The organism is Vibrio gallicus, from assembly GCF_024346875.1.
Taxonomy (GTDB): Bacteria; Pseudomonadota; Gammaproteobacteria; order Enterobacterales; family Vibrionaceae; genus Vibrio; species Vibrio gallicus.
The window spans coordinates 2,335,387-2,348,422 of record NZ_AP024871.1; the positions used below are offsets into that span (position 1 = coordinate 2,335,387).

15 protein-coding genes are annotated in these 13,036 nt (G+C 45.0%); 4 read left to right on the forward strand and 11 right to left on the reverse strand.

All coding sequences use genetic code 11. The features are described from left to right. Positions 1–69 precede the first annotated feature (69 nt). From OCU28_RS10895 to zntR, 7 genes are all read right to left on the reverse strand, one after another. Complete coding sequence (locus OCU28_RS10895; RefSeq protein WP_261816195.1) at positions 70–435, reverse strand: hypothetical protein; 366 nt, start codon at positions 433–435, stop codon at positions 70–72. Between the two features lie 10 nt (positions 436–445). After that, a complete protein-coding gene (locus OCU28_RS10900) occupies positions 446–658 on the reverse strand; it encodes a helix-turn-helix transcriptional regulator (protein WP_261816196.1) in 213 nt (70 codons plus the stop codon). 91 nt (positions 659–749) lie between these two features. Further along, positions 750–1,247, reverse strand: coding sequence for a hypothetical protein (locus OCU28_RS10905; protein ID WP_261816197.1), 498 nt, complete (start codon positions 1,245–1,247; stop codon positions 750–752). Positions 1,248–1,270: 23 nt separating this feature from the next. Then, a complete protein-coding gene (locus OCU28_RS10910; protein WP_261816198.1) occupies positions 1,271–2,473 on the reverse strand; it encodes a tyrosine-type recombinase/integrase in 1,203 nt (400 codons plus the stop codon). A gap of 250 nt (positions 2,474–2,723) precedes the next feature. Then, positions 2,724–2,963 (reverse strand): GlsB/YeaQ/YmgE family stress response membrane protein, encoded by a 240-nt coding sequence (locus OCU28_RS10915; protein ID WP_261816199.1) that lies wholly within the window; start codon positions 2,961–2,963, stop codon positions 2,724–2,726. A 337-nt stretch (positions 2,964–3,300) separates the two neighbouring features. Then, positions 3,301–4,452 (reverse strand): SO_0444 family Cu/Zn efflux transporter, encoded by a 1,152-nt coding sequence (locus OCU28_RS10920; RefSeq protein ID WP_261816200.1) that lies wholly within the window; start codon positions 4,450–4,452, stop codon positions 3,301–3,303. Next, positions 4,449–4,877, reverse strand: a complete 429-nt coding sequence (gene zntR / locus OCU28_RS10925; protein WP_261816201.1) for a Zn(2+)-responsive transcriptional regulator — start codon at positions 4,875–4,877, stop codon at positions 4,449–4,451. The genes OCU28_RS10920 and zntR overlap by 4 nt, the downstream gene beginning before the upstream one ends. A 347-nt stretch (positions 4,878–5,224) precedes the next feature. On the opposite strand from zntR, the gene purH reads away from it, so the two are divergent. Together purH and purD are read left to right on the forward strand one after the other, a co-directional pair. Continuing rightward, positions 5,225–6,817, forward strand: coding sequence for a bifunctional phosphoribosylaminoimidazolecarboxamide formyltransferase/IMP cyclohydrolase (gene purH, locus OCU28_RS10930; RefSeq protein ID WP_261816202.1), 1,593 nt, complete (start codon positions 5,225–5,227; stop codon positions 6,815–6,817). Positions 6,818–6,972: 155 nt separating this feature from the next. After that, entirely contained in the window at positions 6,973–8,262 is a 1,290-nt protein-coding gene (gene purD, locus OCU28_RS10935; RefSeq protein WP_261816203.1) for a phosphoribosylamine--glycine ligase, read from the forward strand. Positions 8,263–8,322: 60 nt separating this feature from the next. Here purD and OCU28_RS10940 read toward each other — a convergent pair whose 3' ends face one another. Both OCU28_RS10940 and hupA read right to left on the reverse strand, forming a co-directional pair. Beyond that, the gene (locus tag OCU28_RS10940; protein WP_261816204.1) at positions 8,323–9,018 is read right to left on the reverse strand and encodes a DUF1481 domain-containing protein; all 696 of its coding nucleotides are present in this window, start codon (positions 9,016–9,018) and stop codon (positions 8,323–8,325) included. Between the two features lie 40 nt (positions 9,019–9,058). Further along, positions 9,059–9,331 carry a nucleoid-associated protein HU-alpha gene (hupA, locus tag OCU28_RS10945; protein WP_261816205.1) on the reverse strand — a complete coding sequence of 91 codons (273 nt, stop codon included), beginning with the start codon at positions 9,329–9,331 and terminating at the stop codon, positions 9,059–9,061. A 256-nt stretch (positions 9,332–9,587) separates the two neighbouring features. Between hupA and OCU28_RS10950 the strand changes: the two genes are divergently transcribed. Next, positions 9,588–10,640 carry a CNNM domain-containing protein gene (locus OCU28_RS10950; protein ID WP_261816206.1) on the forward strand — a complete coding sequence of 351 codons (1,053 nt, stop codon included), beginning with the start codon at positions 9,588–9,590 and terminating at the stop codon, positions 10,638–10,640. Between the two features lie 59 nt (positions 10,641–10,699). Here OCU28_RS10950 and OCU28_RS10955 read toward each other — a convergent pair whose 3' ends face one another. Then, positions 10,700–11,290: a YjaG family protein gene (locus OCU28_RS10955; RefSeq protein ID WP_261816207.1), complete on the reverse strand. Its 591-nt coding sequence runs from the start codon at positions 11,288–11,290 to the stop codon at positions 10,700–10,702. A gap of 89 nt (positions 11,291–11,379) precedes the next feature. Between OCU28_RS10955 and OCU28_RS10960 the strand changes: the two genes are divergently transcribed. After that, positions 11,380–12,306 carry a D-2-hydroxyacid dehydrogenase gene (locus OCU28_RS10960; protein WP_261816208.1) on the forward strand — a complete coding sequence of 309 codons (927 nt, stop codon included), beginning with the start codon at positions 11,380–11,382 and terminating at the stop codon, positions 12,304–12,306. A gap of 69 nt (positions 12,307–12,375) precedes the next feature. On the opposite strand, the gene pyrE is transcribed toward OCU28_RS10960, so the two are convergent. Further along, the gene (gene pyrE / locus OCU28_RS10965) at positions 12,376–13,017 is read right to left on the reverse strand and encodes an orotate phosphoribosyltransferase (RefSeq protein WP_261816209.1); all 642 of its coding nucleotides are present in this window, start codon (positions 13,015–13,017) and stop codon (positions 12,376–12,378) included. Between the last annotated feature and the right edge of the window lie 19 nt (positions 13,018–13,036).

The window sequence follows — 13,036 nt, forward strand, 5'->3', positions numbered from 1 at the left end:
GTATCAACTTTCGTAGCCCTCGGTGATAGATAACAGAGCCTATTAATCGACTAAACTAATATGTTCTGCTCAAAGGGCTTGGGTTAATACCTGAGCCCTTTTCTCTTTCAGTTCTTCGGCCAACTCCTGCTTTCGTATCTTGTCGTCAATGTAAGCCTCTCTTTGCTCCATAGTCATAAATACGTGTACTACTAGGAATGGTGGAACGATTCGGGTTTTAGGGCACATAGCTTTCTTGTGTTCGATACTATGCCAGATACCTTGTTTCTTAATGGTGCTGACTAGGCTATGTAGGTTGCCGATCCCAATTACTCGCGCTTGGCGTGTGTTCAGCGCTATACCTTCTAACATCAATCTAACCAAGTACTCTTGTTGTCTCTCGGTCTCTAGCGGTGCTGGGAAACCTAACTTTTCACACTCACTTCTTATTAACATTCAACACCTCCTAGGCTTGCTTGCTTGATTGAATCCACTCTTGTACGTCAGAGGCTTGGTAGCCAATAACCGTACCGTACTCAGGGTGAAGCACTGGCTTGGCGAACAGACCTGCTTTAGTCCAACGCCAAAGAGTATTGCGACCACGACCAATTAGCTCACAGACTTCGGTAGTAGATAGCAACTTGTTTTGTACGATAAATTCTTTGTTACTAATGCTCATTTTGTGTCTCCTTGTTTTGACCTGTGTATTCTGTCACCTTGATTTTTTGCTGTATAGGGACAAAAGTATCGAAAGTTTTTGGGGTTTTGTCCTAACTCTGAATGAACGAGGAACGAATCCTCTGAAAAGCCTTACGCTCACTGTCTTCGTCTATGTTGGTATCGAAGAACAATCGCATAATCTTGGCTAGTGATGAGTCGGATAAGTGGTTGTAGTTCTCGAATAGGCTTTCTCTTTGGTATCGCTTAACACCACCAGTGCGCCTCTTGCTTGCCAGTCTCTCTATCTCACTAACACTGAACTCATCAGCAGTTCTTAGGAATAGGTCTAAACTGCCGTAAATTGGCAATACGACATCTGCGTTACTGCTTTCCTCTGTTGGTATTCGTGCGTCAGCGATACAACCTAGACCGCCTTTTAGTTCGCGTGCGTTCATTAGCTCAAGCATTTGGCCGCTTAACTCTCTGAACTTCTCTAACTGGCTTAGGTATCTTGTTACATGATCGTGAGGAACGCTGTTAATCACGAGCCACTCAATCAGTTCGGCAAGCTTCTCGGCTTCGCAGTCACTTACCCCAATGTTTTCCACAAGCCGTCTCTTTGTTTCGTTTCTCATCTTAGGTTCACCACATTGTTAATTTGTTCGTCTTCGTCAGTAAGTAGTCTGTTCGTCCATATATCTAGCGCTACGCGTTTCTTCTCTAGGTGCTGAGACTTGTTATAGACGCTCATAACACCACCAAGCGCGTGACCTAGTAGCTGTTCGACAACGTAAGGTTCTATTTCCATATCATTGAGCATGGTTGCGAACGTTCTGCGTAGGTCATGTAGAGTCCACTTCTCTTGATTCAGCTTCTTGTGAAGACTAGAGCCGTACACTGCTACTGATTCTGGTGTCTTTAGTTCGCCTAGCAGGTATTCGCTATCGGTGCTTCCCTTCAATGAGGTGATCAGACTTACAAGGCTGATTGGTATTGGTCGTTTGATAGCAACGCCAGTCTTGCTGTTTGTCTTTGGCACAGTCCAAACCATGCTTTCCAAGTCCCATTCACTCACGTTGCTAAGTCTTAGTTCTTGGGTTCTAGCTCCAAAGCTGATTAGAAGTACTGTTAGGTTTCTGTAGTAGTAGTTTGAGCGTATATCCCCGCACCACTTCCAAAGGTCTTTTAGTTCATTCCACTCAAGAACCCTGTCGCCTTTCCCTTGGTGCTTGCCTATATCAGCAATGGTTAGGTTAATTAGCGCGTTTGACTCTGCGAACTGTCTGTTTGAACAATAACGGAGTGCCTGTTTACAGTTTTGGAGGATATATCCTGACGCTGTTGGAGCGGGTTTATAGAAAGTGCCTTTTGAAATGTCATCGAATACACGAACCCAATGCCTAGTTTCAACTCTCTCGACTGGTATAGCGCCAAGATGCGGATAGATATGCTTGGCGAACTGAGAGCGGTGCTTCTCATGGTTGGCTCGATTCTTTGCCGCGTAGTTATCTAGCCAGTACTCAAGTGCGTCTTTGACCGTTACAGCGTCCAGTACTCGGCTAACTGCCAACTTCCTTTCAACCATAGGATCATATCCGTCTAGTAGAGTGCGTTTGTGGTTATAGACTCTATCCCTTGCTTCTCCAAGAGAGATAACTGGGTATTGGCCTAGCACTAACTCTTTCTGCCTGTTGTTGTAGCGATACCGAAAGATGAACGATAGAACGCCACTCTCGCGCTGTAGAACCATGAGTCCGTTGCCGTCTTGGTGCTTAACCTTCTTGGGTACTGGCTTGCCGTGTAGGGATTTCAGCTTTGCCGTTGTTAATTTCATGATTTCCTCTCAAAACCCCACTTTAAGCGAGCCTTTTTGTTGGTGCTGAGAAGATTACAATAAAACATGGTGAGACTCAATAAGGGCATGAAGTCACATGTGACAACAGTTTAGTTGAGATACGGGGTATAGCATTGAGAGTGTGGGGTTTGAGATCTTGGAATCTATGGTATGAACTAAGAATTTCTTGGTCCATACAAAAAAGGTCTGATGCATTGCATCAGACCTTTTTTGCTTTTAAGTGCTAGTACTACTTAGCAAGCAACCGAGCTAGGAAGAGCAAGATACATGCCCCAACGGTAGAGGTAATAATAGAACCTACTAAGCCAGTAGCTGCAAGCCCTAAAGAGCTAAATACAAAACCACCGATTACAGCACCAATAATGCCGACCACCATGTTCATCACTAGGCCAAAGCTGCCGCCTTTCATCAAGTTGCCTGCTAACCAACCCGCAACTGCGCCGATCGCTAAAAATATAATAATGTTCATAAACCAATTCTCCTTGGGGGTATGCTTTAAAACTAGCACATCCTATAGGTAAATTAGCTCAAAGCACTCACTAGCAAAATAACTAATTGTTTTTGATAGCTTTCCAATAGTACATATCAACAGCTAGCATCACAGTCAGCCATAGTTTCATTTAATCCTGATTGAGCCAACGATTGATCGATGTTCTATCCACTGATAATTGCTTAGCAACCTGTGATTTATTGTAATTTTCTTCTACGAGTACCCTTTGCAGTACCTGATTGCGAATGTCTTTAAAGGACCCTTGCACCAACTTGCATTTATTACAATTATCAGAGCTATTAGCGAATGAACTTTTTTAACTACAACTTCCGCATTTAGGGCTGGCACTCCACTTGCTAATAGCAACCCGCACATAGTAATTAACCATCAAAGCGGCCAACACGATCGCTGATGATATACTCAACCAATGTGGCACAACCTCATGCTCGGCGGCGCTAAGTGGTTGTACGACGAAACCATGTACTGAAACTAAGTAGTCCGTCATAAATCCAAATACCAATGCAGTGCCTATCACCCCAGTAAGATAAGCAATCAAAGAACGCTTCCCAAGCTCTTTCCAAACAACCCCTAGCGTCGCAACATTAGTTGCCGGGCCTGCAAGCATAAACACCAACACCGCACCAGGGCTGATACCTGACATCAATAGCCCTGCGGCGATTGGTGTAGAAGCTGTGGCGCAGATATACATAGGCACACTAACTACTACCATCAGTAGCATACTCCAGATGCTACCGCCCCATTGAGCAAGAAAATCAGCTTCCACATAGGTTTGCACGAGAGCGGCAAAGAACAGGCCTATTATTAACCAAGTGCTAATATCTTTAACTAAATCAGTCGCTGCAAAACCAATACCTGCCTTGAGTTTTTGTACTGCTCCCTTCTTGGTAGGTGCTAACTTTGAAGAGCAGCATGTCGCTTTCTGAGTAGAGCAACATGAACTTGTATTGGACTCAACCGGTTGCGGCTTTATAGTTGTTAGTACCACGCTAGACGGTTGGGGGGTAGTCAGCGGCCTTAGCCCCGCTATATCTAATTTAGGCTCGGCTCTATTTGCATCCTTACCAACCAATAACCCCGCAACAATAGCACTGCAGATAGCGGCTATCGGGCGCATAACAGCCATAAACGGCCCTAATAATGCATAAGATACTGAGACTGAATCCAATCCAGTCTCTGGCGTGGCGACCAAGAATGATGTAGTTGCACTCTTTGATGCGCCACTGCGACGAAGCCCGAGCGCCGCAGGAATTACACCACAAGAACACAGCGGTAAAGGCGCCCCAATAAAGGCAGCTTTAATGGTTGTCTTAGCTCCTTTTCCACCAAGATGCTTACTTAGCAACTCAGTCGGAACCCATTCTTTCAATAAACCAGCAACTACTAGACCAAGTAGCATCCAGAATCCTGATTCAATAAATAGCTCGATAAAATGCTGGACTAAATTCATGATTGGACTTCCTTGCTGTCACCATCGGCACTATCAAGTGCTTCTAGAATCGAACAATGGGTTGCAGGTTCGTTACCTCCACAGCATGACGCACTCAAAGTTGTCAGCGATTGTTGAAACACCTGAAGCTCTCTTATCTTCTCTTTTACCTGAGCTAATTTTGCATCAACAATATCTCGCGCTTCATGGCAAGAATAACGATCTCTGTCGATACGAATAGACAGTAAATCCCCTATTTCAGTGAGAGAGAAACCCACCTTTTTAGCTCGCAAGATAAACCTCAAACGCTCAGCATCCTGCTCTGTATAAATACGGTAGCCACCCTCACTGCGACTACTTGGCGCTAACAATCCGTGCTTTTCGTAAAAACGTAAAGTATCGGCTTTTATAGCAAACCTTTTGGCTAGCTCTCCAATCTTATACATACCATCACCAGATTATCGTTCATTCTTAAAGTATAAACCTTAGACATAACTCCAAGGTCAATACTGGGAAATGACTTTTGTTTTAATTCATCAATTTTTCAAGCTATAGAAAAGGGAATTTAACAAAAAATGCAAAAGCCAAACGATTGCGCGAGCTTTTTAGCTCATTCTTCGTTAGAATACGCGCCATTCTAGAACCGTGTTTTTTTGCTCGTAAAGGATAGTTATCAAAGTTAAGCATCAGCAATTTAGCTTTGATAAACATCTTTTCATCCAACTTAATTCCCTAACCTGGATTCAATTTCAGGCATTGGGGGAAATTCTGAATCATTGAGGAATATGGAAGCATGAGTAACGCTCGCCCAATTCGCCGCGCACTTATCAGCGTATCTGATAAAACCGGCATCGTAGAATTTGCTAAATCACTAACTGAACGTAACGTTGAGATCCTTTCAACAGGTGGTACCGCACGCCTACTTGCAGAACAAGGCCTGTCAGTTACCGAGGTATCTGATTACACTGGCTTCCCAGAGATGATGGATGGGCGCGTAAAGACCCTGCACCCTAAAGTACACGGTGGTGTATTAGGCCGTCGCGGACAAGACGATGACGTAATGGAAAAGCACGGCATCAACCCTATCGATATGGTTGTTGTTAACCTATACCCATTCGCTGAAACCGTAGCAAAAGAAGGTTGTACCCTTGCTGATGCTGTTGAGAACATCGATATCGGTGGGCCAACAATGGTTCGTTCTGCAGCGAAAAACCACAAAGACGTGACTATCGTTGTAAACGCTCACGATTACGAGCGCGTAATTGCTGAAATGGATGCAAACGACGCTTCTCTAACTCTTGAGACTCGTTTTGACCTTGCGATTGCAGCGTTTGAACACACGGCTTCTTACGATGGCATGATTGCTAACTACTTTGGTACTATGGTTCCTTCTTACGGTGAGAACAAAGAAGGCGACCAAGAGTCTAAATTCCCTCGCACGTTCAACCAACAGTTCGAGAAGAAACAAGACATGCGCTACGGTGAAAACAGCCACCAAGCAGCGGCATTCTATGTTGAAGCAAACCCAGAAGAAGCGTCTGTATCAACAGCTCGCCAAATCCAAGGTAAAGCACTGTCTTACAACAACATCGCTGACACTGACGCCGCTCTTGAGTGTGTGAAAGAATTTAACGAGCCAGCATGCGTTATCGTTAAGCACGCTAACCCATGTGGTGTAGCACTAGGCGAAAATATCCTAGAAGCTTACGACCGCGCGTTCAAAACCGATCCAACATCTGCATTTGGTGGCATCATCGCGTTTAACCGCGAACTAGACGCTGCAACTGCAACCGCTATCACTGAGCGCCAATTCGTTGAGGTTATCATCGCACCGTCAGTTTCTGCTGAAGCAGTAGCAATCGTTGCGGCTAAGAAGAACCTTCGCCTTCTAGAGTGTGGCGAGTGGACAAGCAAGACGACTGGCTTTGACGTTAAGCGTGTAAACGGTGGCCTGCTAGTTCAAGACCGCGACCAAGGCATGGTTTCTCAAGATGACCTGAAAGTAGTGTCTAAGCGCCAACCAACAGAAGAAGAGCTAAAAGATGCGCTATTCTGCTGGAAAGTAGCAAAATACGTGAAGTCGAATGCGATTGTTTATTCGAAAGGTGACATGACTATCGGTGTAGGCGCAGGCCAAATGAGCCGTGTTTACTCTGCGAAAATCGCTGGCATTAAAGCGGCTGACGAAGGTCTACAAGTTGAAGGTTGCGTAATGGCATCGGATGCTTTCTTCCCATTCCGCGATGGTATCGACGCTGCTGCTGACGCTGGCATCAAGTGTGTGATTCAGCCAGGCGGTTCAATGCGCGATCAAGAAGTTATTGATGCTGCTGACGAACATGGCATGGCGATGATCTTTACTGGTATGCGTCACTTCCGCCACTAATTTACTCTTCATATTTGGCACTGCGGCGTCGTTAACGGCTTTCGCCCACCCCAGTCACATAGCGAGCTATGCTCCTGGGGTGAGCTCAATTGTTGCCTAGCCACAGCACCAACTATTTTGAGTAAACGATATTTTGAGATTAAGGATTTTTAAATATGCGAGTTTTAATTATCGGTGCGGGCGGTCGTGAGCACGCTCTAGGCTGGAAAGCAGCACAAAACCCAAACGTTGCGACTGTATTCATCGCTCCTGGTAACGCTGGTACAGCACTTGAGCCTAAGCTAGAAAACGTCGCCATCGGCGTTGAAGACATCGCAGGTCTTGTTGCTTTTGCTAAAGAAAACAGCATCGAGCTAACCATTGTTGGCCCTGAAGCACCGCTTGTTATCGGTGTTGTTGATGCCTTCCGTGAAGCGGGACTGCCTATCTTTGGCCCAACTCAAGCTGCAGCTCAACTTGAAGGCTCTAAAGCATTTACTAAAGACTTCTTAGCTCGCCACGACATCCCAACAGGGTATTACGCAAACTTCACTGAAATTGAGCCAGCAATCGCTTACGTTCGTGAACAAGGCGCACCTATCGTGGTTAAGGCAGACGGCCTTGCGGCAGGTAAAGGCGTTATTGTTGCGATGACTCTAGAAGAAGCAGAAGACGCAATCAAAGACATGCTGGCTGGCAACGCATTTGGTGAAGCCGGTAGCCGCGTCGTTATCGAAGAATTCCTAGAAGGCGAAGAAGCAAGCTTCATCGTTATGGTTGATGGCGCTAGCGTATTGCCTATGGCAACCAGCCAAGACCATAAGCGTGTTGGCGATAAAGATACTGGTCCTAACACTGGTGGTATGGGTGCTTATTCTCCTGCGCCAGTAGTAACGCCAGAGATCCACAACCGTATCCTAGAAGAAGTTATCTACCCTACTGTACGCGGTATGGACGCTGAAGGCGCACCATACACAGGCTTCCTATACGCTGGTCTAATGATCGATGCTGACGGTACACCTAAGGTTATTGAGTACAACTGCCGCTTCGGTGACCCAGAAACTCAGCCTATCATGATGCGCATGGAGTCTGACCTTGTTGAGCTTTGCCTAATGGCAATCGATGAGAAGCTAGACCAAGCAGAATCTAAGTGGGATCCACGCGCTTCAATTGGTGTTGTATTAGCAGCCGGTGGTTACCCTGCTGACTACGCTAAAGGCGATGTGATTTCTCTGCCATCAGCTGATACTGAAGACCAGAAGATCTTCCACGCAGGTACCGCTAACAATGAAGCAGGCGACGTTGTTACAAACGGCGGCCGTGTTCTTTGTGCTACGGCACTGGGTAACACAGTTTCAGAAGCGCAGCAGCAAGCTTATGCACTAGCAAAACAGGTAAGCTGGGACGGCATGTTCCACCGCAATGATATTGGCTATCGTGCGATTGCTCGCGAGCAGCAAAAGTAATAACAGCTACATAGTAAAAAGCCACTCCAAACGGAGTGGCTTTTTTTATCCTTTAACTTTTTATCCGTTAAACATTGGTCGCTCAATGCAGGCATAGCCGCCGTGCTTCAATAGCAACATTTGATCTACGACTATCTTTTTCCCACCAAGCTCACCAATAAATGCCGCAAAGTTCTCTTCTTCTTTTATACGGTCAACCAACAATTTAGGCAGGGGTTGTTTAAATTGTATGTTGCGATACTCATCGCCATTGCAAGTGGTGAAAACGCCATCTTTCCAATGCCCTTGAATAAGGCTTAGTCCTTCATTTCTTTGAGAGCGGCTTTTTGAAACTACTTCACCGGCTTGAGATCGAACTTCGCCTATCTGGCCATTTTTCATTGGCATAACTCTGCCGTTAATTTGCATTCGTTGATATACAGCCTCACCCGCTTGACTAAAGCGCAGTGTCATTTGAAAAGGGACTTTATCACCTGAGTTATTTCGTCTTTCTCCTACGCGAGTAATCTCACGAAGGTAATTACCATCCCAAGTGTAATGACTTTGATACCAAGTGTTATCCGCAAACTTAACGTCATCGGTGCTTGATTCTGGGTTGTTTAACTTTTCAGTTAACCAATAGAAAGAGGTTCTGTCGGTATTGCTTTCGCCACCAGCAAACTGGGTGATCTGGGCGTTCTGACGTAGGGGGGTCGTGGCAGAGGAGCAGCCAGCGAGTACTAGGGTTACAAAAATTACGGGAGTTACATGTTTCATATAAAAATACGCCGAGCTCTATCACTCGGCGTATTTTACATTAATTTACTGCGTCTTTCAGTGCTTTACCTGCAGTAAACGCAGGAACATTTGCTGCTGCAATTTGGATCTCATCACCAGTCTTAGGGTTACGACCAGTACGAGCACTACGGTGAGATACTTTGAATGTGCCAAAACCAATTAGTTGAACTTGGTCGCCCTCTTTTAGAGCTTCTGTAACGCCTTCAAGAGTAGCTTCAAGAGCTGCCTTTGCTTGAGCTTTTGATAGGTCTGCTTTTTCAGCAATTGCATCGATCAATTGGGTCTTGTTCATTAGGGTTTCCCTTCTTAAGTGTTTGAGAACAAAATTACTCTAAAGCATAAAGCCCCCATCTGGCAAAGGTTTGAGGGCGATCTTGGGGTTCAAGCGAACACTTTTTAACTTATTTTGTAATTCAACTCACAAATTATCTACTTGTCACTCGTTATCCGGTTAAATTATCTACACTACAATCGCTAAGCATAGTCTATTAATTCAACAAAATGCCTGCCATAATCCATATGTTTCATACTCATATTTACAAGGTATTATGTTACTGCTAACCCTCTATGTCTCCATTGCAATTGGTGTTTCTTTCATCTGCTCTGTACTTGAAGCTGTGTTATTAAGTATCTCTCCTAGTTACATCGCCATCCTCAAACAAAACCAACACCCTGCGGCTAAAAAACTGGGTAAGCTTAAGGCCGATATTGACCGCCCTTTGGCATCTATTCTGACCTTAAATACCATCGCGCATACCGTTGGTGCAGCCAGCGCAGGAGCGCAGGCTAGTGTGGTGTTTGGTAGTCAATGGCTTGGTGTGTTCTCTGCGGTACTGACACTGGGTATCTTGTTGTTTTCTGAAATCATACCTAAAACCATTGGCGCAACCTACTGGCGACAATTAGCACCAGTTTCCGCATCAATTCTAAGGTGGATGGTATGGGCGTTGACTCCGTTTGTGTGGTTCTCTGAACAAATAACCAAGCGCCTATCCAAAAAGTCCGTCGAACCTAAGCTACGTGAAGAGATATCAGCAATGGCCGTATTAGCCACCGAATCTGGAGAATTTGCGGAGGATGAGGGGCGCATCTTAAATAATTTGCTCAACCTACCAAACATTCCAGTCACTAAGGTAATGACTCCGCGCCCAGTTGTATTTCGTGTTAGCGCGACCCTTACCGTAAATCAGTTTTTAGAACAGCATCAAGACTGCCCTTTTTCTCGCCCTTTGGTATACAGCGAGCAGAAAGATAACATCTTAGGGTTCGTGCATAGGCTTGAGCTGTTTAAGTTACAACAGCAAGGGCAAGGTGAGGCTCAGTTAGGCGCGATAATGCGCCCAATCCATGTTTTCCTGAATAATATTATCTTGCCCAATGCATTCGACAATATGCTAAAAAAGCGCCTACAACTCTCTCTGATAGTCGATGAGTATGGCACGATACAAGGGCTTGTTACCTTAGAAGATGTATTTGAATTTCTACTAGGTGAAGAGATTGTAGATGAGGCGGATACTAGCAATGATATGCAAGAACTGGCCTACCAGCGCTGGGAAAGCTGGAAAAAGAAACACAATGTTATCGAAAATATAGATGACTAGTTATAGTGATTAGATAATAAAACAGGAGCCATCGGCTCCTGTTTGTCGAGTGGTTTGTTCTACTCCACTACAACACCAATGTTACTAACGGCGTCTTCTTTTAGTTCGGTACGCAAGTCTTTAATCAATTCAATATCGCGGGTAGTGCAATCTTTTAGAGGGCGGAAAATAGCCCACTGCACATCCCACTCTTCACACACAGCTTCATTCTGCTTTTGATTGTCATTGGTGATCTCATCTGCACCTTGCGCAACCTCTAAATCAGCAACGGTTAATACTGATTGCTGACTGATATTAAGCATAGCTTCCATCAGTAGGTCGCGATCAAGTAGAGCGTGCAACAGTTCTGATAGCCCCATGCAGGCGTCAATAGCTGGGTACACGCCATAGAAATCAAAGTCATCAGCACTAGGCACTAACTCTTCAAGCTTCTCGAGCTGACGCTCAAAATTCACTTTGGCCGTTTTAACGGTTAATAGCTCCCAGATACTGTCCAGAATATCTCTGTAAATTCGAGCCTCAGCAAATTCCGTTGTCTGGCAAAACATGGCATAGTTTGGATACATTCGCTCACACAGACTGGCCATGAAAGTAATTTGTTGCCAAGGTTCTAGCTTCTCAAGACGAAGCTGTAGAGGATTCTGTAACATAGCGACTCGCAATTATGGGGAAACAGCAAAAGTGTACACAATTATTGCTTGCTATTCATAGTTTTACTTACTTTTAAGGAAGCCAATCCATGAAAACGGACACTCAATACCTTTATATCGAGTCTGCGACCAAATCCGAGTACCTCAAACTCATTCAGCAAGCCGACCTTCCAGGGCTTGAGGTTACCGAAGATAAAGAGATCGCGAACATAGTACTTGCAGGCCCACCAAGGTTAGCCGACAAGCTTGACCAGTTCCCAAATCTAGAATGGGTTCAATCTTCCTCGGCTGGTATAGACCCTTTAATCCAAGATGGCTTACGTAAAGATTACCTACTCACCAATGTCAAAGGTATCTTTGGTCAGTCAATCTCTGAATATGTGTTGGGGTATGCTATCCATCACTACCGACACCTAGGCATCTACCAACGCCAGCAAGAGGCCCAAGACTGGCAACCGCACTCATACTCTAACCTCAATGAAAAAACCATTGTTATCCTAGGGACTGGCTCGATAGGTTCATACCTTTCACATACCTGCAAGGCATTTGGCCTTACTACAGTCGGGGTTAATTCAAGCGGTAATCAGCCTCAAGATAGCCAGTTTGATCAGGTATTTGCGATAGGAGACATTCAGCAGGCGCTGCAATTAGCCGATATTGTAGTTTCAGTTTTGCCACGCACGGAGCAGACCAAGGGTATACTAAATAGCGACACCTTCTCAAATTGTAAGGATGCACTTCTATTTAACGTTGGGCGCGGGGATGCCATAGAGACTCAGGCTTTATTAGAGGCATTGAAGCTTGGTCAGGTTAAACATGCTTACTTGGATGTCTTTATCAATGAACCTATCTCGCAACAGTGTCCATACTGGCAACATCCACAGGTAACGGTAACGCCACACATTGCCGCTCACTCCTTTCCAAATCAGATAATGGGGCTATTTAAGAGCAACTATCTTAAGTGGGTTAACCAACAGCCATTGAGTGCAATAGTCGATTTCAACAAGGGTTATTAAAGCCGTAGCCAATAAAAAACGCCATTCAGTTGAGTGGCGTTTTGATATTCAATATGACTTAATTAAGCATTAGATGCCGTATTGTGCGCGATACGCTTTAACTGCATCTAGATGTTGTGCGTTACCGCCTTTCTCTTCAAGGAAGGTAATTAGGTCTGTAAGGCTAACAATTGAGATGATAGAGCAATTAAAATCACGCTCTACCTCTTGAATAGCTGACAGCTCACTCTTACCTTTTTCTTGGCGATCAATTGCAACCAATACGCCCGCTAAATCCGCGCCGTTTGCTTGAATGATTTCCATAGACTCACGAATGGCAGTACCGGCAGTAATTACATCGTCCACCAGCATGATTCGGCCTTCTAATGGGCTGCCTACCAAGTTACCACCTTCACCGTGGTCTTTGGCTTCTTTGCGGTTAAAGCAATATGGCTTATCGGTATCGTGGTGATCAGCAAGCGCTACCGCTGTAGTTGTCGCAATAGGGATGCCTTTATACGCAGGGCCAAACAACACATCATAATCAATAGCGGAGTCCGCTAATGCTGCTGCATAGAAACGCCCAAGACGCGCTAAATCACGACCGGTATTGAATAGCCCAGCGTTAAAGAAATAAGGGCTAATACGTCCTGATTTCAAAGTAAACTCACCAAACTTAAGAACCTGTTTCTCAAGTGCAAACTCAATAAATTCACGCTGGTATGCTTTCATTTTTTTCTCTCTTATTAGG